Genomic DNA, 22312 nt, shown 5'->3' with positions numbered 1-22312 from the left:
CATGCGTGGGACTGAGAGAAATGTCGGTTGTTGAACCTGCCGCCATGCCAGCGGCGCAGGATCGGCGCGGAACGCACGCATGTTCTTCGCATTCACGAAGTCTATTTTTGCACTGAACGAGTTTGCAGCGCTTCCGAAGCGCCACAGGCTTGTCAGAAGGCAAGCCCAATCGGATTCCAGAACCATGGCGACTTCACATTCAATCGGTTTTATCGGCACGGGTGTCATGGGTTGCAGCATGGCGCGGCATCTCATGGCCGCTGGTCACTCGCTGCACGTCTTCAATCGCACCAAACACAAGGCGCAGCCCCTTCTCGATCTCGGAGCGCGCTGGCATGATGATCCGTCAACCATCGGGCCGAACGTCGACGCGGTCATCACCATGCTCGGCTTTCCATCCGATGTTGAGCGGATTTATCTGGGAGAAAACGGCCTCGTCCGGACGGCAAAGCCAGGATCGCTTCTGATCGACATGACGACATCCAGCCCGACGCTGGCGAAGCGCCTCGCGGCTGATGCTGCGATCCGGAATGTCGACGTGCTGGATGCGCCTGTTTCAGGCGGAGACCTCGGCGCAAGGGAGGCTCGCCTCGTCATCATGGTCGGCGGCGGGGAGTCCGCTTTCAATCGCGCGATGCCATGGTTTCAGGCGATGGGAAAAAACATCCGGCGACACGGAGGCCCTGGCGCCGGACAGCATTGCAAGCTCGCCAATCAGATCGCCGTGGCAGCCGGCATGATCGCGTGGGTTGAGGCGCTCGCCTATGCGCGAAAGGCCGGCCTGGCTCCCGCCTCCGTTCTGGAAAGCATCAGCGGCGGTGCAGCCGGCAGTTGGGCGATGACCAACCTCGCGCCGCGGGCGCTGGCGGGAAACTACGCTCCGGGGTTCTATGTGAAGCACTTCATCAAGGACATCGGGCTCGCCCTTGAAAGCGCGGCGCTGTTGAACTTGGATCTTCCCGGACTCGCCTGCGCCAAAAGACTGTATGACGAGGTCTCGCTCCGGGGCTGGGAGGATTCCGGCACTCAGGCGCTCTTCAAGCTCTACGCGGAAGCCGCGTGATGGAGTCGGGCCAAACGCGACTAACCGCCCACCTCGCCGGTCAACATGGCGGCCCCGAAGACTCCAGCGCTATCACCGAGCTCCGGCTTTAGAAACTCTGTTCGCACCTCTGGATTGAACAGGTGCCGCACCACCGCCCGGCGCGTCTCCTCGGTGTAGAGCAGATCGAGATTTCCCACTCCGCCACCAATCACAATCGCATCCGGATCGAGGATGTTGATCACCGCGGCAATCGACTCGCCAAATTTCGCGCGCAGGCGCTCGAGCGTGGCTGTCGCCGCAGCGTCACCCTTTCTGGACTGCTCCTCAATCTCGCGCAGGTTCAGCTTCCGCCCGGTTGCCTCGCAATAGTGCCGCTCAAGCGAGGGGCCGGCTATGACGGTTTCAACACAACCCGCACGCCCGCAATAGCAGGGTGTGCGCTCACCCATGATTGGGTTGTGCCCCCATTCACCGGCGATGCCGTGGCAGCCGTTCAGCACCCGTCCATTGACGACAATGCCGCCACCAACACCCGTCCCGAGTATGAGACCCATGACGACCTGGCGTCCTCTCGCCACACCGAGCGTCGCCTCCGCCAGCGCAAAACAGTTCGCGTCATTCGCCAGACGCGCCTCGATTCCCAGTGTCGCTGTAAGATCGTCGCGCAGCTTCCGCCCATTCAGGCAGGTCGTATTGCAGTTTTTCATCGCACCGGTCGACGGCTCCATCGTCCCAGGAGTGCCGAATCCAACGGCTGCCGGCCGGCGCCTGCCAGTCTGCTTCTCCAGATCCTCGACGACCCGTTTGATCTGCCCGACAATGTGTTCGTAGCCGAGATGGGATTCCGTCGGACGTCGAAGGCGCGCGATCGGTTTGTCCGGATGTGCGGTGTCAAGAACCGCACCCTCGACTTTAGTGCCACCCAAATCGATGCCCCAAATGATCATGTCAACTACAGTGAGTTATCGCACACCGGTGCACAGTCGACTAGAAACAGGATTGGAGCGCTCGGTGAAATTCAACCTCAAGGCTGCCCGCGCCGGTCAAACAGGGAGTCAATCGCGCGCGCCAGAGCCGTTTCCTCCTCACCCGCGGGCCCGACAATGCCTGCGCTGCGGAGCGCCTTCGGCCAGCCGTGCGGCATGGCAACTGACAGACCCGCCCAGGAAAACATCGGCAGGTCATTCTCCGCATCACCAAACGCGAGAGTCTGTTCCGCGCGATATCCCAGATGCGCGCAGAGCGATGCCAGCCCGGTCGCCTTGCTCACGCCATGGGGTGAAAATTCAAAAAGCTGGCGGTGCGTGTGCACGCGCTCGACATCAATCGCCTTCACGGCGGGATGGTCGCCGACCGAGGCAATGCTGGGCTCCTCGCCAATCCACACAATCTTGAGCAGGCGCTCGTCCCGCCACTGGTCAATCGTGAATTGGGGAGGCCGCCCCGCAAAGCTTGCATAAAGCTTTTTCGTGTCCGCATCGTTGTCCACAAGGATTCCGCGCTCTGTGTAGAGCGCGAGATTGTAGCCGAGTTTCCTGCCAAGGGAGATGATTTGATCCGTCTGCCCCGCCTCAAGGAAGACCCTGTCCAGAACATGAGCCCGGTCGATATTGGATACCTCTCCCCCCTGGGATGACACCATCCAGCGCACCCCGGGCAGTGCCTCCGCGAATGATTTCAGCGTCTCGTAGTGCCGGCCGGAAGCCAGGACCACCTCGATGCCGGCCTTCTGAAGGCGCCCGATCGCCCGCCGGTTGGCGTCGCTGATTTCGAGCGCGGGGCCGACAAGGGTTCCATCGACGTCAACAGCCGCAAGACGGAAAGGCTCGGGAAATCTTCTCTGCACACTGCCACGGCGGGCAGGATTTCGCGGAAGTCAATTGCCGAGTTGACGCATGGCCAACGAGCGCGCCCCCAATGACGGGATGTCAGCGTCCGGGGAGCCTTTGTGCAGGAGCCCCCCGCGGCTGTGTCTGATTCGTGAGGGTTCGAAGCCAGCCGCCGTTATACTGACGATACGCCTCCATGCCGCGTTCGCCGCCGAGGCTTCCGGTGAGCTGCTGGGTCGTCCGGGAAGACAATTCCCCAAGCTGCGCAGTGCGCTGATCCGCCGTGAGCGTGGAGTTTCGCCTGATGACATCCGCCTGCAGCTGCGCGTCCTTCTCGATCGTCACCAGGCGCTCGGCCGTGCCCGCCGGAAGATTGAGCCGCGCCACGAGCCGATTGGCATTGGCATACGAAGGATTGGTGGACCGCTCATATTCCGCCATTCTTTCGGGCGTGAGCGTCGACTTGACCGCATTGAGGAATGCTTCGTTCGACTGGCGGCCTTCTTCCATTGAGGAAGGACGTTCGACCATCCCCGACGTCTTCGCCGCAGCATAGATGGCCCGGTATTCCGCCTCGGTGGCATCAAACCCGTTCAAGCGCCCTCGAATCGTATTCGCAAGCTGGCTCGATCGCAGCTCGTACTCCATCCGCTCGTCGGGTGTCAGCAGCTTTTCAAGATCCGCCGCCTTTTCCTTTTCCAAGAATGCCAGCGTCTCCCGGTCCTCAGCAAGCAGGATGCCCTGGGAGTTTCGATAGACATCCTGGCTCAGCTCGTTGTAGTCATCGGTTATCCTGCGAATCTGCTGCACCTTGTCGGCCGATAGATTGCCGTACATCCGACGGTTCAGTGCCTCAACAAAACCTCCCGTTTCAGCAGGAAGGTCGCCGAGCAGTTCCTTGACGAGCGCCGAGTATTCCTTTTCGAGCGCGCGGCCTTGAGCCACGGTTGCGGGGTCCATCGGAGAGCGCCCGAAACTTCGCCAGTACTCAGCTCTCTGGGACTTGGAAGCCAGCGCGTTCCTCCGCTCATTGAACAGATTGCCCACTTCCGACATCACAATCGCGCGAATCGCCGACGATGGGAACCCCGCCGCCTTCAATCGGGAAACCAGTTTTCGAATATCCCCTCCATGCAGGCGCGCCCAGACCTCAGGGCTCAGAGCCTTGCCGTCCGCACCAAGCACAACATTCCCGGCACCGCCGGCACTTTCCGCGGGACCGGCGGACGTTGATGCAGACTCTCCAGGTCGCGCCTCCTGCGCCGCACCGGCCACCGCCGATCCCCGGCGCGCCGCAGTTTCCTGGAAGTGGCGGACAATCCACAGGGCATTTCCCACCAGCGAAAGGATCAGGACAATGGCCAGCGTTTTCATGGGCCCATTTCAGCCAGCATGCACCGGAAAGGTCGAGCAATTGTCGAGCAGCCTACAGCGACTCAATGTAGGTCAGCAGGTCCGCCATGTCGCTGACCGACAGTCCCGCTTCAAGCCCCTCGGGCATGAGACTTCTTCCGGATGATATGGTGCCTTTCAACTGGGACCGAAGCAAACGCATTTCCACACCTCCCATGATCTTGAGCGTGAGACCCGTGGCGTCGTCCTGCGTGATGATTCCATTGTAGGCGTTGCCATCCCGGGTGGCGATCTCATAGCTGATGTACTGGGGCGCAACCTCCCGATTGGGATCGATGATGGCCGTGAGCAAGCCCTCCCGTCCACGACTCTTCACGGTGACCATGTCGGGACCCAGCAGAAAGCCCTGGCCCTCGGCGCGATGGCAGGGCGTGCACCGTCCAAGAAAGATCATCCTTCCCCTGCCGGCGTCACCAGCAGATGCAACCGCCGCGGCATTGCGGGCAAGCACTTCGGAGCGCGACGGCGGTATCAGAGAACTCAATACATCCAATGCACGGGCGCGCACCTCCGGCGATGCATGGTGAGTCAGCGCCTCGACATGCGCCGCACCCAGTTCCTTCGCAGGAACCGCTTTTGCATCGATCGCTGCAAGGAGCCGCATCACCCGGTCCTCGCGCGGCAGGCACGCGGCGATCACGGCATCGCGCACGGCAGGCGTATAGGTGCGCCAGCCGCTCAGCAAGGCATCCATGACATCGACTCCGGCCGGCTCGCGGGCAAGCACCGCGACAGCCGCCAGTTGAAGAGCCTCCGGCTGGCTGTCGGAAAGTACCGGAGCCAGCGCAAACCGGCTGATGGAACCACCTGCCGCCGCCAGCAGTTCGATGGCATCCTTTCGCGCATCCAAACCAGCCGCGCGATCACCCGCCACTTCCGCGGCTCGTTTGAAGAGTGCCTTCAATCGATGCCCCGAATCGACGGCTTCCAAGGAGAGTCCCGCACGCCGCGCCCCTGCATCCAGGGCCAGCACCCAGCTCGCAGGTGCTCCGGAGCGGCTCAGCCGGTCGATCAACCCCGAATATCCCTCGACCGGCTTCATGGCCGCGCAAATTTCTATCAGATTGGCAGTGAACTTCCCGGCCCCCCGCGGGACGCGCGATTCGGAATTCAAGAATGGCGGCAGCAGCACGGCCGATACGGTCTCCGGCGGTCCGCTCAAAAGCGCCGCCTCCATCCATTCGTCTCCAACTTCGCGCATCGCAAGGCGAACATAAGCCGTTCGCAGATGCTTCGCCTCGGGAACCCCTGCCCGCGACAGGAGTGTTGGGAAGGAAAATGCGAGTTGAAACCTGACCCGCACATCGGGATCTTCCACCAAACCGATCGCCACCTCCACCATTTCCGCTGAAGGAGTTTCCTTTTCTGCGTGCGCCTCCAGCAGTCGGATGCCGCGTTCCCGCACGACGCCCTCTCTATTTTTCAACGCTGACAACAGGGTCTGCGCATCCAGAGCTTGGAAGGTTTCCAGCACGCTGAGTGCATGCAGCGTCGCCAGGCGGGACCTCCCTGACTGCACGACTTTGCGCAGCCGGGGAATCGCGGCTGGATCCTGGCGCTCGCAAAGCAGCCTTGAGGCCGTGTCACGATGCCAGCCATTGGGATGCGCGAGCAGGTCAACCAATTCCGCGGTGGATGCGCCCCCCATGCTGACCGACGATCGCCGCTGCCAGGTTCCGTTGAGCGGCACCATGCGGTAGATCCGCCCACGATCATTGCCCGAGTTGAGATCAAGGTGGCGCTTGATCCTTTCGGGAATGCTCCACGGGTGCTCGATCACCTCACGGTACATGTCGCAGACGTGCAGCGTGCCATCCGGCGCATTCGCAAATCCGACGACACGCACCCACGTGTCGGTGCTCGCGGCAAACTCCCGCGTCAATTCATCCGCGGGACGTCGACCCACCCGGCTGACCCCCGCGTCGGAAATGATCTTTCGATGGATCAACTGCCCCCCGGCGTCTCCGCTGAAGGTATTGTCGATGAAATCCGGCCCATACGCGTCACCCCGATAGGCCATCGTGCCCGTCGCCCCCGTGAAGTATCCGCTGACGCGTCCGCCTCCTTCAATCAGCCCCTTGACCACCCCTCCCACCCGCCAGCGTGTGCGCACAATCCGCCAGGGTTCGTCCGGGCTGATGCGAAACACCTCCGCCGCGCCGCCGTCCGCCGCGATGCTCTGTCTTGAATGCGGCATCGTCCAATAGGGATTCCGGTGGGCGTACCGACCGTCGTACACCCAGTACTGAAGATGGTCCGAATTCGACGAGGCGTACTTCCGTCCCTCATTGTCGAAACCCATACCGTACTGGGCGCCGCCCTCCTCAAAGCCAAACTCATACGTGCGCGGATCAAACCAGAAGTCCCGCGCTCCGATCTCCTGCGCCGGAAGATCGGGGCGTCGCAGGCTGGCAACCCGGCCCCGGTTGCCAATGCCACTCAGGAGGTGAATGCGATTGTCGGGCCCCCACTGGAGGCTGTTGAGCAGGGCCTGCACATTGAGCCGGTCCACTCCGTCGTTGAATCCGGTGAACACGGTTTCGCGCACCTCCGCGCGGCCATCGCCGTCCTTGTCCTCGAATCGAAGGATATCGGGCGTGGCCGCCACGAACAATCCCCCTCCCGCCCAGATCAGCCCGGTGGGCCAGGCGAGATTGTCCGCAAAAACCCGGCTCGTCTCGTAGAACCCGTCGCCATCGCGATCCTCCAGCAGCGAAATCCGTCCAAGATGCGGGGTCACATCCCGCTGCTCGGAATAATCGATCATTTCACACACGAACATCCGCCCATTCTCATCGAAACAGATGGCGATGGGATCACGCACCTGCGGCTCGCACGCGGCCAATTGCATGGCAAAGCCCTCCTTCACTTTCCAAGTCGCCACCGCACGATCGGCGGGCACGGGCGGGTACCGCGGCAGGTCGACGTCCGCCACTTCGGCCGCTGTAGCGCCCGGGGCGGCAGCCACCACGCGCGGTGGGGCAAGACTCAGGAGTATCAGGAAAAGCAGGGTTGAGGTTCTCATCTTCGGATTCAGCATGACGGCGGACTCACGGCTGACGCCCAAAAGCGGGAGGTTCGGCGGTGGGTGCGACAGGATACCCGGCATAAGGCCGGTTCACGTAGCGGCCCACAACGATTTCGGGGCCGCGATCGAGATCGATCACCTGACGATCGGCATCGGGAAAAATCGCCTGCCACTTGCGCATTTCGCGATCCTTGGCATTGCGCAGGCTCTCGCCGAGTGGGTCGTTGGCGGCGCGGACGAACGAATGGGGGGACCAGGCAACTCCGGCTCCGCCGAAGAGCGTCATCAGGCGGCCGCCGACGTCATTGGTGCCCCAGAGGCAGAGCGTGATCCCCACAACGTTCGGGTACTTGAGCCCCTCCTGCGCCCAGAGACGGCTCGCCTCGTAGTCGCCATTCACGCGGGTCCAACTGACGCCGGCACCCATCATCACGGGCGTTTTTCCCGCGCCGCCAAACGTGCGGAGCTTCTCGAAGATCTCCTCTTTCATCGTTTCGTGGTAACCCCACGGTTCCACGACAACCTGATCCCGGATGGCCACCGGTATCGGCCTGCCGCCGTGGTCCGCCCAGAGATGCATCGTGATCTTTTTGCCATGGCGCCGGGCGACCCGCATCAGGATTTCATGGATCCGACCCACCATGTTTTCCGGGGTGTGCCCGCGATTCTCCTCGCCAGGCAGAACGGCCCAGACCGCTTCATCCAGGCCGACGTGCACCGCCGCGGTGTCCTCGAGGCAGGGCACAACCTCGTCGTAGATTTTCTCCAGGAGTGCGTAAGTTCGTTCGCCAATGCCGAAGGAAGCGCCGCCCCACATGCCGTCCGTTCCGCGAAGCTCCGGGAAATGATGGGTGATGCTCTGCACATGGGCCCAGGATTCCAGCTCGGGAATGATCGCCATGTGATACCGGCGGGCATAACGAACGAGCTCCTTCAGGTCATCGGCATCGAGCGCGAAGGGATTTTCGCGGCCCAGCGGCAACTGGGAAAAGCGGAAGCCTCCGAGTTCATCGTCGTACAGCCGGACGTGAAGGGCATTGATCTTCAGGTGGGCCGCGATGCGCACCACCCGCTTCAACAGCGCGGGCGAAAAGGGCGCGCGACCGAGATCGATCAGGAACGAACGGGTCGCATAGGCGGGCGAATCCTCGATGGATACCACGGGGAGTGACTTTTCCGGCTCCGCCGGTCGCTCGTCAAAATACAGGAATCGGTGCCCGGCATCCGCGTGCGCAAGGATCTGGTATGCGGTTTGCGCGCCGTAGAACATGCCGGCGGCGGTGCGATAGGTGATCCGCATGCCCGACCCGCTCGCGTCGAGCCGGTAGCCTTCGCGATGAGCGATTGCGTCGCTCTGGGAAAACACGATCGGATATTCGCCGGTCTGCCGAAAAACGACCGTCGTGGCAGTGAGGATGCCCTGCAGGTTCCGGAACGTCTCCAGGGTGGTCTCGTGCGCGGGATCAGCAGGGTTGAGTCCGCTTACGGCGATTTCTCGGGGAAAGGGATGTGTCTGTTTCTCGTACTGCACCACACGCGGGGCCGGTGACAGGACTAGCCGCTCCGCGAGCGGGACTTCGCGGGCGACGGTCGTCGACAGAAAAATCAGCAGTCCGGCCAGGCCGGACAAGAAGATGCGCTGCCGAAGGGATCGGGAGAAAACGTGCATGAAGACCGTCGACGCGGATACGAAGCTGGTCTTCGTTCCGTCGGGCGGCGAGTCTGCCCGCCGCCCCGTGAAAGAACAGCTAGAAGTGGAGGCCGATGCTCAGCCGCGCTTCGAAACCATTGCTGCGCGTCACGTCGTTGATCGTGTTGCCGAGGTTTGTCAGGTTGAGCTGTATATTGGCGGGCAGGCTGCCGAACTTTGTGCGGTAAATCGCAAACGCATCGAACAGCACCTCGGCGGGAATGTAAATGCCCACATTGGCACCGTCGCTCAGATCATACAGGCTGTGGTAGCGGATCGCTCCGCCCACGCTGAAGTTTTTCAGCGCGCCCGCGAGAAAGTTGTACTTGGCAACCACGTTGGCGTGATGCTCCGGAGACTTCTGCAGTCGGGTCGAATGTGCCGCGCGGTAGGTGAACAGGCCGGGTTGCGTCGGATCGAGCGAGTTGTCGCGGACTACCTTTGATGTGAATTCCCAGCCGTAGTTGGCGAGCACCTGCAGCGAGCGGGACGGCGTCCATGTAAAGTCGACGTCCAGTCCCTCGGTGCGGAACAAGCCGCCGTTCACGTACGGGTTGGCCGCCGTGTTGGCGACGTTTGGACCGGAATTGCGGGGGTCGTTCACCCACTTTACCCAGTCGAGTTGCGGAATGCCGGAACGTTCGGCCCGGTAGAGCGAGACGGTGCCCGAGAGCTTGCCATCGTTCCAGTCGGACTTCACGCCGACCTCCATGCCCTTGTCCTTTTCATCATCGAGGAGCTTCGCATTGTCCGCCGGGACAACTCCGGGGCCAACCACGCTCATCTGGCTGGTGAAAATGATATTGGTCCCCGTGGAGGCGAACACGTGGAAACCGGAAGCGACCTGATAGATCGCGCCCAGGCTGTAGGTCGTTGACTCCTTGCCGGTGTTGAGCAGGCGGGTCCGGCGCGCACCACCCATGAAGTTGAGGCGGTTGTCAAAGGCGGACAGACGGTAGTTGGCGTAGTAGGCGCGATGCTCCGTTTCGACCCTGCTCGTCTGTCGCGGTGCGCTGGCGATGAGCCGATAGAAGTCCGGCGGGGGATTGGGACCGAACGGATCCCAGTGGATGGAAACGGACGCACCGGTCAACTGATACCCATCCGCATTCACGACGGGACTGTTGCGGGTGAGGTCAAACGTCGCGGAATAGGTCTTGGCAAGGGAGCGGTTCAGTTCGAACCCCCCGGTGAAAAAGTGCTTGGTTTTTTCTCCGATCAGTTCGTAGGCAAGATCAATCTGCTGGGCATCGGATATGCCGAGGCGGTCGGGCTGGTAAAGATTTCCGGCTGACGCGTTCATCGAAATGATCCGACCGTCTGCCCGGCGCCCCGCGTTGGGGAAGAAGAGCTGGCGTATGAAATTCTGCTCGGTCTGCATGTGCAGCCAGTGGTAGCGGATCGCGAGGCGCTCGAGCGGCTTGAAGGTTGTGGTCACGTCGGCGAAATAGGAATCGCCATCCTGGTTCGACTCAGGGGAATAGATGAAGAACTTGTCGCCTCGGTTCGAATAACGCCACCAGTCGATGTGATCACCGGTGTAGAGATAAGGCTGGTAGCCGGTCATCGCATAGATGTCGGTGCTCCAATTATTGAGGTACGCACCCATGTTGGTGCCCTGGGTCGTGCCGTTCGGATTGCCGGCCGCCATACCCCAGCGCTGGTTGATCGCCTGGGCTCCCGACATGCCATAACGGTTTCCCATGAACTGAAGGAGCGCGGGAGACGGAGTCTCGAGGTCCTTCCAGAACTGTGGGTTTACCAGGAGCGCGCGTACATCCGCAGGCAGCGGGATCTGCTGCTTGGTGTAAGCGAGTTCGGCGGTGATCTCGAAGCGGTCGTTGGGACGGAAGGTGAAGGAAGGATCAGCGAAAACCAGCGAAGTCTCCTGCCCGTCCACACGCCCTGCGCTGTTTTGGTAGGAACTGATGAAACGATAGGCAATGCCATGCTCCTTGCTGATGATCCCCTGTGTATCGAGCAGCGCCTTGGTAAAATCGTACGTGCCCGCCGATAGCTGGACATCGGTGGCGGTGCGAAACTGGGGCTTCTTGGTCACAAAGTTGGCGACGCCGTTGGAAGGCGTGTTGCCGTAGAAAAGAGCCACCGGACCCTTGGCGAGTTCGATGCGATCGATGTTGTCCAACGGCATCGTCGGTGTGACGCCCCCGACACTCGCGATCGCCAGGCCGTTGTAGAACATGGGCAGTTGGAATCCGCGCATGGTGTAGATGCCCGCCTGCATCGATTCGTTCTCACCCACGATGACGCTGCTGGTATAGCGAAATGCCTGGCTAGGGATGGTGAGCGCGAGGTCTTGCAGCAGCTCGCCGGAAATGATCTCCACAGCCTGGGGATTTTCGACGACCTTCAGCGCTACGCGCGAAGTCGTGACCGTGCTCTGCTTGCGGTAGCCGTAGTCGCGCTCACCGGAGACCCTGAAAACCGAAAGTTCGACCGTGTTCTCGGATACGGGTGATTCCGGTTTAATCTGGGCAGGGGCGGTCAGAGCCGCAAACAGGCTGAGCACACTGACCGAATAGATCGCACGGGAGCGCAGGGCTCCCAGAGTAGGAACGGACGTGAACATATGTTGATGGGTCACAGGTGTTTGGGTGGACGGGGTGAAAAGGCGAAGTAGAGGCCGAGGAGCGGCTAAAACGGAACGGCACTCTTGTTTGAGAAATATTTCTCATTAATCAAGCATTATTTCCTATAAATCTGAATCACTGCTATAACTTCATGAAATTCTTCGGAATTAGGCATTGCCTAAGGCACGGAAGTTTGAAGCCTGCCCCTACCTCCCCCTGGTCGGATGAAAAAGAAAGCCACCTTCAACGATATCGCGAAGCAGGCAAAGGTCAGTCCAGCAACGGTGACTCGCGTGGCGGCGGGTCTGCACAATGTTGATCCCGCAATCAGGCAGAAGGTCCGGGACGCTGCCGCGCGACTCGGCGTGGATCTCGAGAAAAGGAAGGGGGACAACGCCGGCCGCGTGATCGCCTACGTGCTCGCAAATCGCGATGTCCTCCACCCCTTTCAGGCGCGAGTTCTCACCGGTGCGGAAAAGTACATCTCCGAGCAGGGATGGGAGCTCGTCTTCCTGACCTTCCGCTACGACCAGAACACCCCGGCACGCGAGCTCCACCTCCCGCAGATTCTCAGTCGGCGCACACCCGCGCGCGGAGTCATTCTCGCGGGAGTCAATTCACACAGCCTGCTCGAGGCCCTGCGGCACCGCAAAGTGCCGTTCGCCGTGCTCGGCAACAATCTCCTTGGCGGCGGGGACGAGCAGTGCGACCAGGCCAGCGCGGACGACGTCAGCGGCGGTTACGACGTCACTCGACACCTGATTCGGCAGGGACACCGGGCGATTCTATTCATCGGCAACCGCAATTTTCCCTGGTTCGCACGTTGCGGCGAAGGCTACCGGCGCGCCATGGCTGAGGCGGGGCTCGAACCGCGCTGGAGCGAAATCCAGTCGGACGGTCGCGAACTTGGGTATCTCAGCACCAAGTCGATTCTCTCCCGAAAGGACCGGGTCACCGCCATCTTCGCCGGTTCCGACGGCGTGGCCATGGGCGCGTACGACGCCTTGCGGGAGTCCCAGATCCCGGTGCCGGGCGGAATCAGTGTGGCGGGATTTGACGACACGGAAGCGGCCAATCTCTGGCCCGCGCTGACAAGCGTGCGCTCTTTCCCGGAGGAGCTTGGAAGGCATCTTGCAGAGCTGACCCTGAAACGGATCATGAATCCCCTGCTGCCTCCCCAGCGGATCGTGCTGCCCACGCAGCTGGTGGTGCGCGATTCCACGAAGGCCCCCGGCGCAGTTGCCGAAGCCGGTCGCGCCTGATGGGAAACGAAGCCTCAGTCCACGAGGCCGATCGCGGCGCGGGGCGACACCTCGGTGAGCTGTCGAATGGTTTCCTCGTCCAGGCCGACGTGCCGGCTGAGAAACCCCTTCACCATCGGCATCGGCACAGCGGAAGCGAGCAGATGTGAACGATCCGGCGCCCAGACCGCCAGATCCTCGCCCACCTCGATTTCCCACCGCCCAATGCGATGGCTACCTGGGCCGTAACCCGCCGCAGCGTTCGCGTCGGTGGTGACGACGCAGCCAGCGGCGTCCCGCGCCAGGTCGAGGTAGTTGCGCAGCATCGGAAACGGAATGTGAATTCCGTCGGCGATGAAACAGAGGCAGAGTTGTCGCCGCAGGAACAGGGCGCGCTGGATGATATTGTCGTGCCGGGGAAGAATCCCGGGACAGCCGTTGCCGAGATGCGTGAACATTTTCAGGCCGGCGTCGATGGCTGCGCGCAACTGATCCAGCGAAGCGTTGGTGTGGCCGGCGGACACCACGACCCCGGCTTCAGTGAGCAGTCGGGTCACGCGGTTGGCGGCGTCCTGTTCCGGCGCGAGCGTGAAGATCCGCAGAAGGCCGTCCGCGGCATCCAGCAGGCGACCGGCCAGAATCTCCGAGGCTGGCCCGATCGCTTCGCCGGGATGCGCGCCTCTGTAGCCAGGTTCGGCGCTCAGAAATGGTCCTTCGACATGGATGCCGGCGATGATTTTCCCGGCCAAGGGATCCGCGGCGCGCAAGGCGACCAGGCGCCGTATCCGGCTTTCCATCCGGTCGGGAAGTTCGGTGATGATCGTGGCGAGAATGCCGCCGCCCCCCTGCTCCGCCACCAAGCGGCAGGCCTGGTGCAGTTGCTCCGCGCTGAGATCGTCCTGATTGAAGTCGATCCCGCCGTAGCCGTTGACCTGGATGTCGAACCAACTCACGCCCGCCCCCCGGAAGACACGACCGCGACACGCAATTCGGTGAGGCTTTGCTCCTTGAAGGTGAAGCCCCACCCCGGACGGTCCGTCGGATAGGCAAAACCGTTTTCCATGCGGATGGGATGTGAAAGCAGAGGATCGACCCAGTCGAACGATTCCGCGCCAAAGGCATTGGGCACGGTCATAAGGAGCGGGACATCGTATTCCTTGTAGTAGTGCGGCAGGACGGGAATGTGATGGGCGTGCGCGAGAGCGGCGGATTCGCGCCAGGCTTCGACGCTGCCGAGGCGGAGGATGTCGGGCTGCCAGAGATCAATCGCCTGGCGGTGGATGAGTTTCCGCAGTGTGACCAGATCAAACTCCCGCTCGCCCATGGCGATGGCCATGCCGGCGCCGCGGCGGAGGGTCGCATAGCCGTCAAAGTCGGTGTGCGGCAGCGGCTCCTCGAACCAGGTGATTTGAAGGGCGCGGACGGCGTTGGCGAGGGCTTGGGCCGAGAGCGCGGTCATGCCCTGATTGGCGTCCATCATGATGGCCACCGAGGGTCCGACGGCTTCGCGGACGCGCGTGAGGCGCTCGATGTCGCGCGAGAGCTCGGGCGAGCCGACCTTTATCTTGACCGCCCGAAATCCGCGGCGGACGTAACCGGTGACCTCGCTGATCAGCTCGTCGAGCGAGTACGAAATCCAGCCGCCGCTGCCATAGAGGGGAACTCGGGAATGGCAGACACCGAACAGGCGCCATACTGGCTGGCCAAGATGTTTTGCCCACGCGTCCCACATGGCGATGTTGACCAGTCCGAGCGCCCAGCGATGGATGCCGGAGAGTCCGAAATATTCCGATTCACGCTCGAAGTGGCGGATGAATTCACCGGTGGCCGAAATCTCCCAGCCTTCCGCCATGGCGCGGATGTCCTCGAGCGCACCGGCAATCGCGAACGGGGAATAGTTGAAGGACAGCAGGTAGGACTCACCGGTGACACCGGTGTCGGTCTCAAGCTTTAGTATGATGAAGCCGATCTCCTTCAGTTGATGCGTGCTGTCGGCCAGAGGCCGGGACAAGGGGGATACGGCACGGAAGAAATGGAGTTTTTTGATTTTGGGCATGAGAGAAATCAGAAGCCGGTGACCGCACCGCCGTCGACGGGGAGGGTTACGCCCGTCACAAAGCGGGCGGCGGGGGCGCAGAGGTAAACAGCGGCCCAGCCAATATCCTGAGGCTCGCCGAAGCGGCCCATCGGCGTGCGTGAAAGCACCTTTTGTTTGCGCACGGGATCGGCGTCGAACGCGCGCCGGGTCATGGCGGAATCGATCCAGCCGGGCGAGATCGCATTCACGCGCACGCCCGATGGCGCCACTTCCGCTGAGAGTGTGCGGACCATGCCCAGGTACGCTGACTTTGCAGCAGCATAGGCAACCACTCCGGGTATGCTGAGAAAGGATGCCATCGAGGCGATGAACAGCACGTTGCCGTGCCGGCGGGAAATCATGCCGGGCAGCACGGCCCGCGTCAGGGCGTGAGAAGCGTGGACGTGCGTGCGCATGACTTGATCGAAGTCAGCGGAAGTGGTTTCCACGGCCAGCCGCTTGAGGTGGTTGCCTGCGTTGTTCACGAGGATGGAAATTGGGGATCCGACGGCGCGCTCCGCTTGTGCGAGGACCTCATCGGCTTTTTCCAAGGCTGTGATATCGTGGGCCACGAATCGAGCGGACGTTCCGAGTTGCGCGCAGGCCGCTTCGAGCTCCGGCATCCGGCGCCCGACCAGGACGACGCGCGCCCCCGCGGCCACAAGGCACGTGGCAATCGCAAGACCCAGGCCAGTGCCTCCTCCGGTGATGAGAGCTGTTTCGTCGTGAAGGTCGAATGGCGGCGTCATGATGGCAATGGCGTGGCGGCTGCCAGTTAGAAAGCGAGAAAAAGCGGAGGATGTTCAAGAAATATTTCTCGTTTATGAGAAATAGCCTTGATTCCTTCTTGGAGTTACGGTCTTCCTTCCGTACCCCGCCTTTTCCCCTTTTATGATAAGCCAATCATCCATTCGAACCGAGAAGTACGGGCACGCGAATGTCCGCGTTTACGCCACCAGCAGTGAGATGGCGATCGCTGCCGCGAGCGAAGCCGCGCAGGTTCTGCGCGCAGCCCTGAACGAGCACGGTAGCGTGCGCATCATCGTCGGAACCGGAAACTCCCAAGCGGAGATGATCGACCAGCTGGTTGCGGACCAGCGTGTCGACTGGTCGCGGGTCGAGGTCTTCCACATGGATGAATATCTGGGGATTTCGGACCAGCATCCGGCGAGCTTTCGACGCTGGCTGCGGGAACGCGTCGAGCAACGGGAGAAGCTGGCCGCCTGCAGCTACCTCGCGGGCGACGCCAGGGATGTTGAGGGTGAAATCGCGCGGTACAGCGCGCTGCTGAATCGCGCGCCCATTGACCTGGCGTTCGTGGGATTTGGCGAAAACGGCCATATAGCCTTCAATGATCCGCATGTCGCCGATTTCAATGACGCAGCCACCGTGAAAATTGCCGAACTTGATGCGAAGTGCCGTCAGCAGCAGGTCGGCGAAGGTCACTTCCCTTCCCTTGCGGCGGTGCCGACCCGCGCCCTCACGCTGTCGTGCCCGGCGCTCTTCCGGGCCAAACGCTGGATCTGCTGTGTTCCGGATACGCGCAAGGCGCAGGCCGTTCGCGATGCATTGGAAGGTCCGATCGGCACCCGCTGTCCCGCCTCCATCGTTCGCACCCACTCCGCGGCGTCCGTGTATCTCGATGCGCCTTCCGCATCACTCCTTTCGCCCCGCGATGCCTGCTGAGCGTCCCGGGAGCGCGACGCCTCTCCCATGAGCCGACCGATACGCGGACTGCGCTGGTACATCGTGGCGATGCTGTGTCTCGCCACGACGCTCAACTACCTCGACCGCCAGACCTTGTCCGTACTCGCAGGCACGATCAAGACGGAGCTGGGAATCTCGACGGTGGAGTATTCACATGTCACCTCGGCGTTCCTGATCAGCTACATGATCATGTACGCGGTGAGCGGGCGGATCATCGACAAGCTGGGCACGCGGCGTTCATTCATCGTTTTTGTCACCGGATGGTCGGTCGCGAATGCGCTGCACGCGTTCGCCCGGACATCGCTGCAGTTCTCGGTTTTCCGGTTTCTGTTGGGTGCCACCGAGCCCGCGAACTTCCCGGCGGGGGTCAAGACCGTGTCGGAATGGTTTCCGGTGCGCGAGCGGGCGCTGGCGATCGGCATCTTCAACTCCGGAACGGCCGTCGGCGCGGCGCTGGCGCCACCGCTGGCGGCGGTGTGCACACTGCTCTGGGGCTGGCGCTCGGCCTTTGTCGCCGGCGGCGCGATCGGCGGATTGTGGGTGGTGGCCTGGATGCTGATCTACCGTGTGCCTCGGGAACACCCTCGGCTGAGCGAGGGCGAGCGCCGTCTGATCGAGGGCCACGAGACGACAGCCGCGAAAGACGAACCCAGGATCCCCATGTCGCGGCTGCTGCGGATGCGGGAGACCTGGGGCTGCCTTCTGGCGCGCATGCTGACCGATCCGATTTCCTATTTCTTCATTTTTTGGACGCCGCTGTTTCTCCAGGAAGCGCGTGGCTTCAACCTCGCCGACATCGGCAAATACAGTGGCATTCCCTTCATGGCGTCGGCGATCGGGAACATTCTGGGAGGCATGATTCCCGGCTGGCTGGTCCGCCAGGGCTGGAGCCTCGACCGGGCGCGCAAGATGGTCATGGGGAGCGCCTCTCTCGTCATTCCCGCTTGCTGCGTGCTGATCATCCGCGTGCCGACGCCAGTGGCGGCGGTGACCCTGATGAGCGTGGCGATGTTCTGTCACGCCGCGTGGGCGAACATGACGCTGCCGGCAGAGGTGTTTCCGAAGCAGGTTGTGGCTACGGTTTCGGGATTCGGGGGCGCGCTGGGCGGGTTGATGGGCGCGATTTCGCAGCAGCTCATCGGCTGGACCGTGCAGAATGTGTCCTTCACCCCGGTCTTCGCGACGATCGCCTGCCTGCCGCTGCTCGCCTTCGTTCTCACATGCCTCCTCGTGAGGCGGCTGGGAGAAATCCGGCGCATCTCCGCAGCCTGAGCACGCATCACCTGGGACGGGCGGGCGGCAGGACTGGGTTGCGCGACCTGCGAATGGCCTAGGGAATTCGCAGCGGCGTGCCGACAACGAGCTGATTCGGATTGGGGAGGACGTCACGATTGGCAGCCGCAATCTCCTCCCACCGATTCGACTGACCGTAGTACTGCATTGCAATCTTCGACAGGGAATCACCCAGCTTGACCACATGAACACGCGGTGCACCGGCTGCATTGGAGGCGGCCGCGGCGGAGTTGTCGCGAGGCGGCGCACTCGCCGGCTTCATGGCAGGGGACGCGGTTGTTGTTGGCACGGCTTTTTCCGGCGGAGTTGCGACAACTGCCGCAGCGGCGACCGAGCCTGGGCGCGTGGGAGATCCATAGGCACCGGCGACACTCGGAGCCGCGAGTGCAAGGCGGGTTTTGAGCTGATTGACCTCAAGAGCCATCGCACCGGTCTGCGATTGCGCGTAGCGGAGTTGGTCGCGAAGGGTGTTGATTTCGGCAAGAACCGGGGTGGCGGCGGTGATCTCCTGCGACAAGGCGGATTTCTCCTGCGTGGCCTGCGCAAGTTGGGACGCCACTTGATCGCGGTCCTCCGTCAAGGAGGCAATCGTCTTTCGGGCGGCTTCAATTTCGCCTTGTTGGAGCGTGTAGCTCCGAAGGGCGGTGGTCAGCTTTGATTCTGTATCCGTGAGCTGTTTCCTGAGATTCGCGACTTCGTCTGCATCGGCGGCAGGAGGTGGCGCCGGCGCAAGCCTGAGGTCATCCCGCTCTTTCTCCACGGCAGTCAGCGCGGTGCGCGCGGCCTGCAGATCGGATCTGAGCTGGGAAATTTCATTGGAAGCTGCGGCGGCGAGTTTCGCTGACGCAACTTCATCGGCCAGACGCCGAGTCTCCTCCTTCAGCCGGGCGATGGACTCATCCCGCTGGGCAAGCTGAAGTCTTGCGGAATCAAGGTCGGTGCGAGTCTTCGCGAGTTCGAGATCCTTGTCCGCTGAAGACGTGCGCTGGTGCAGTTCCGCCTTCTCTTTTGCAGCAGCGAGAGCCGCCACCTGTGCGAGGGCCTGCGACGCCGCGGAGCGCGCCTTGTCCAGCTCACTGCGCAAAGATGCGGTCTGATTTTTCGCCGTGGCCAGATCCGCCGCCCGATCCTTCGTTGCGAGGGCATCAGACGCGAGCTGCGCACGGGCGCGCTGTTCCGACGCAAGCTGTTCCTTCAAGGCGGTCGCCTCACTTGAAAGAGCGGCCAGATCACGCGCGAGATTTTCGCGGGCGGCATCGGATCGCTTCAACGCAGCCTCCAGCGAAGCGACGTTCGACGATTCACCAGCGCTCGTGGCCGGAGCGGGGGAAGCCTGCGCCCGGAGCGCGGCAATCAGCCTGTCACGCTCCGCAAGCTGTTGATTCAACTCAGCGACCTTGGCAATCGAAGCGCTCTTTGCCGCGTCGGCTTCACGTCTCGCGGCTGCTATCTCTGCGCTCAATCGCCGCTGTTCCGCACGAAGCGAAGCGATGTCCGCGTCCTGGGATGGAGCGGCACTGACAGACGAACTGGCAGGAGTGATGAAGGGAGACTGCTCCGCCGCCCGCGCCAATTGCGCGCGTTTCTCCTCCAGCCTCCGCTTTCCCTCTGCGAGCTGGGAGGACGAAAGCTTGGGCAGGAGGGTATTGAGGGCGCCTTGGTTGGAACCTCGTTCCGCCGCCAGCGTCAGCCAAGCGTAGGCCTCACTGAGATCAGAGATGGGATCGTTGGGATCTGCGTAGGCGATGCCCAGATTGTACTGGGCGATGGGATTTCCGGATGCAGCCCTGGAGCGCAGATCGGTTATGACGTTCTCGGGAAGCGCGCCATGCAGGACGACGCAGCCAAGGGAAGCCAGCAGAAGGCCGAGGCAGCGGATGGCGATTCGATGGCAGCGCAGGAATGGGGCAGGCATTGAAAGACTTCGTGTGAAGCAGGCCGTCGTGGAAAGCGCCAAGTTCATGGGAGAATCAAAATGCACCTGTGTCACAAGGGCAAAAATTTTCGGATACGCCGAAGGAATGGCTGTGAAAAAAAGAGGCCCGGATCGTGCGCTTGGCACAATCCGGGCCATAAACCTGGCAACGACCTACTCTCGCGGAACCTAACGTTCTACTACCATTGGCTGCTCGGGGCTTAACGGCCGTGTTCGGGATGGGAACGGGTGGAGCCCCCGGCATGTGATCACCAGGAAGGGAATCTCAGATCGCGAACGATCGAGAAAGTGAAGTTTAGGGTTGGAAATCCTGAAGGAGGTAAAACAAACGCCCAGATACTGGGTTTGCATAAACCGGCAGGGTCATTAGTACCAGTAAGCTGAGCATATTGCTACGCTTACACTTCTGGCCTATCGAACGGGTGGTCTACCCGTACCCTGCACCGTCTTGCGACGGATTGTGATCTTATCTTGGGATGGGCTTGGCGCTTAGATGCTTTCAGCGCTTATCCCTTCCGAACATAGCTACCCGGCGCTGCCACTGACGTGACAACCGGAACACCAGAGGTTCGTCATTCTCGGTCCTCTCGTACTAGAGAATGAACCCCTCAAATCACAGACGCCCACAGCGGATAGAGGACCGAACTGTCTCACGACGTTCTGAACCCAGCTCGCGTACCACTTTAATCGGCGAACAGCCGAACCCTTGGGACCTTCTCCAGCCCCAGGATGTGATGAGCCGACATCGAGGTGCCAAACCGCGCCGTCGCTGTGAACGCTTGGGCGCGATCAGCCTGTTATCCCTAGCGTACCTTTTGTCCTATGAGCGATGGCGATTCCACATTCAACCACCGGATCACTTGAACCTGCTTTCGCAACTGCTCGACTTGTTGGTCTCACAGTAAAGCTCCCTTATACTCATGCGCTCTATAGCCCGATTACCGACCGGGCTGAGGGAACCTTCGTAATCCTCCGTTACTCTTTGGGAGGATTCCGCCCCAGAAAAACTGACCTGCTATCACTGTCCCACGACCAGTTGATGGTTCGAGGTTAGACGCCTAACCAACAAAAAGTGGTATTTCACGTTGTGACTCCGCCTGATCCTGAAACCAGGCATCGAAGTCTCCCACCTATTCTACGTATTGGAAGTCAAGCGACAATAACAGCTTACAGTAAAGGTGCATAGGGTCTTTCCGTCCTGCTGCGGGTAGGCGGCATCTTCACCGCCACTACAATTTCACCGAGCCTCTCTCCGAGACAGTCGTCAACTCGTTACACGATTCGTGCGGGTCGGAACTTACCCGACAAGGAATTTCGCTACCTTAGGACCGTTATAGTTACGGCCGACATTCACGGGGGCTTAGACGCGAAGCTTGCACCTCACGCTTTCACCTTTCCGCATTGGTCACGTGTCACTCCCTATACGTCGTCTTGCGACTTAGCAGAGAGCTGTGTTTTTGCTAAACAGTCGGTTGACGCTCTTATCTGCGGCCCCTCGCGGGGCACCCCTTATACCGAAGATACGGGGTCAATTTGCCGAGTTCCTTAGAGAGATTTAACTCGCGCGCCTTAGAATACTCATCTATTCCACCTGTGTCGGTTTACGGTACGGGCGATATACATAGTGGCCTATCTGCTTTTCTTGGGACTGCTATTACCAACATCCGCTAAGCCGTGGCTTCGCAGTGCCTTGTCGAAACAGGTCCGTTGGCTGATACAATCCGTCACTGATAGGATAGTTGTACATCGGTTCTGGAATATTAACCAGATTGGCATCGATTACTCCTTACGGCCTCATCTTAGCACCCGACTAACCCTGGGAGGACGAACCTTCCCCAGGAATCCTTGGAATTAAGGCGAGCCGGATTTTAGCCGGCTTTATCGTTACTTATGTCTGCATTCTCACTTCCAGTCGCTCCACAGTTGGTAACCCTTCTGCTTCGCTGCAACTGGAACGCTTTCCTACCACTCCACTTGCGTGGAGTCCATGGCTTCGGTATATGGCTTGAGTCCCGATCATTTTCGGCGCAATTTCGCTCGATGGGTCAGCTGTTACGCACTGTTTAAATGATGGCTGCCTCTAAGCCAACATCCCCATTGTCTAAGCAAAATCACATCCTTTTCCACTGAGCCATATTTTGGGACCTTAACCGATGGTCTGGATTATTCTCCTCTCGACTATGAAGGTTAGCCCCCACAGTCTGACTGCCGAGCTTCACTCTATGGTATTCGGAGTTTAATTAAGTTCAGTACCCCGGTAGGGGCCCTAGCTTATTTAGTGCTCTACCTCCACAGATCAGCGCTCGACGCTATACCCAAATATATTTCGGAAAGAACCAGCTATCAGAGGGTTTGATTAGTCTTTCGCTCCTAACCACAGCTCATCCGACACTTTCTCAAGAGTGACCGGTTCGGACCTTCACTCCGTTTTACCGGAGTTTCATCCTGGCCATGGTTAGATC

General features: G+C 61.1%; 14 protein-coding genes and 2 rRNA genes (1 of these 16 only partly in view). 4 read left to right on the top strand and 12 right to left on the bottom strand.

Going from position 1 to position 22312, the window contains the following annotated elements; genetic code table 11:
- Positions 1–184 precede the first annotated feature (184 nt).
- A complete protein-coding gene (locus HS122_18490) occupies positions 185–1063 on the top strand; it encodes an NAD(P)-dependent oxidoreductase (GenBank protein ID MBE7540382.1) in 879 nt (292 codons plus the stop codon).
- 20 nt (positions 1064–1083) lie between these two features.
- Here HS122_18490 and HS122_18485 read toward each other — a convergent pair whose 3' ends face one another.
- From HS122_18485 to HS122_18460, 6 genes are all read right to left on the bottom strand, one after another.
- Positions 1084–1992 carry an ROK family protein gene (locus HS122_18485; protein MBE7540381.1) on the bottom strand — a complete coding sequence of 303 codons (909 nt, stop codon included), beginning with the start codon at positions 1990–1992 and terminating at the stop codon, positions 1084–1086.
- A gap of 77 nt (positions 1993–2069) precedes the next feature.
- Positions 2070–2891, bottom strand: a complete 822-nt coding sequence (locus HS122_18480; GenBank protein MBE7540380.1) for a Cof-type HAD-IIB family hydrolase — start codon at positions 2889–2891, stop codon at positions 2070–2072.
- An 82-nt stretch (positions 2892–2973) separates the two neighbouring features.
- On the bottom strand, positions 2974–4248 hold the full coding sequence (locus HS122_18475) for a hypothetical protein (GenBank protein MBE7540379.1): 1275 nt from the start codon (positions 4246–4248) through the stop codon (positions 2974–2976).
- Between the two features lie 52 nt (positions 4249–4300).
- A complete protein-coding gene (locus tag HS122_18470; GenBank protein ID MBE7540378.1) occupies positions 4301–7312 on the bottom strand; it encodes a hypothetical protein in 3012 nt (1003 codons plus the stop codon).
- A gap of 25 nt (positions 7313–7337) precedes the next feature.
- A complete protein-coding gene (locus tag HS122_18465) occupies positions 7338–8984 on the bottom strand; it encodes a family 20 glycosylhydrolase (GenBank protein MBE7540377.1) in 1647 nt (548 codons plus the stop codon).
- A gap of 79 nt (positions 8985–9063) precedes the next feature.
- Complete coding sequence (locus HS122_18460) at positions 9064–11595, bottom strand: TonB-dependent receptor plug domain-containing protein (GenBank protein MBE7540376.1); 2532 nt, start codon at positions 11593–11595, stop codon at positions 9064–9066.
- Between the two features lie 225 nt (positions 11596–11820).
- Between HS122_18460 and HS122_18455 the strand changes: the two genes are divergently transcribed.
- Positions 11821–12858 (top strand): LacI family DNA-binding transcriptional regulator, encoded by a 1038-nt coding sequence (locus HS122_18455; protein MBE7540375.1) that lies wholly within the window; start codon positions 11821–11823, stop codon positions 12856–12858.
- Positions 12859–12872: 14 nt separating this feature from the next.
- On the opposite strand, the gene HS122_18450 is transcribed toward HS122_18455, so the two are convergent.
- The 3 genes from HS122_18450 to HS122_18440 are packed head-to-tail and all read right to left on the bottom strand — an operon-like array spanning position 12873 to position 15663.
- Entirely contained in the window at positions 12873–13790 is a 918-nt protein-coding gene (locus tag HS122_18450) for an N-acetylglucosamine-6-phosphate deacetylase (GenBank protein MBE7540374.1), read from the bottom strand.
- Positions 13787–14893 (bottom strand): mandelate racemase/muconate lactonizing enzyme family protein, encoded by a 1107-nt coding sequence (locus HS122_18445; GenBank protein MBE7540373.1) that lies wholly within the window; start codon positions 14891–14893, stop codon positions 13787–13789. Before HS122_18445 ends, HS122_18450 begins: the two co-directional genes overlap by 4 nt.
- An 8-nt stretch (positions 14894–14901) precedes the next feature.
- A complete protein-coding gene (locus HS122_18440) occupies positions 14902–15663 on the bottom strand; it encodes an SDR family oxidoreductase (GenBank protein MBE7540372.1) in 762 nt (253 codons plus the stop codon).
- 142 nt (positions 15664–15805) lie between these two features.
- Between HS122_18440 and HS122_18435 the strand changes: the two genes are divergently transcribed.
- Both HS122_18435 and HS122_18430 read left to right on the top strand, forming a co-directional pair.
- The gene (locus HS122_18435) at positions 15806–16600 is read left to right on the top strand and encodes a 6-phosphogluconolactonase (GenBank protein MBE7540371.1); all 795 of its coding nucleotides are present in this window, start codon (positions 15806–15808) and stop codon (positions 16598–16600) included.
- Positions 16601–16627: 27 nt separating this feature from the next.
- The gene (locus HS122_18430; protein MBE7540370.1) at positions 16628–17893 is read left to right on the top strand and encodes an MFS transporter; all 1266 of its coding nucleotides are present in this window, start codon (positions 16628–16630) and stop codon (positions 17891–17893) included.
- A gap of 58 nt (positions 17894–17951) precedes the next feature.
- Here the strand turns inward: HS122_18430 and HS122_18425 are convergent, their stop codons facing one another.
- From HS122_18425 to HS122_18415, 3 genes are all read right to left on the bottom strand, one after another.
- Positions 17952–19829 carry a LysM peptidoglycan-binding domain-containing protein gene (locus tag HS122_18425; GenBank protein ID MBE7540369.1) on the bottom strand — a complete coding sequence of 626 codons (1878 nt, stop codon included), beginning with the start codon at positions 19827–19829 and terminating at the stop codon, positions 17952–17954.
- 161 nt (positions 19830–19990) lie between these two features.
- Positions 19991–20106 (bottom strand): 5S ribosomal RNA (gene rrf, locus HS122_18420).
- Positions 20107–20199: 93 nt separating this feature from the next.
- Positions 20200–22312 (bottom strand): 23S ribosomal RNA (locus HS122_18415) (it continues 725 nt past the right edge of the window).

The organism is Opitutaceae bacterium (genome assembly GCA_015075305.1).
Classification (GTDB): domain Bacteria; phylum Verrucomicrobiota; class Verrucomicrobiia; order Opitutales; family Opitutaceae; genus UBA6669.
Note: the sequence above shows the minus strand (reverse complement) of the source record. Positions and strands in the feature narration are given on the sequence as shown.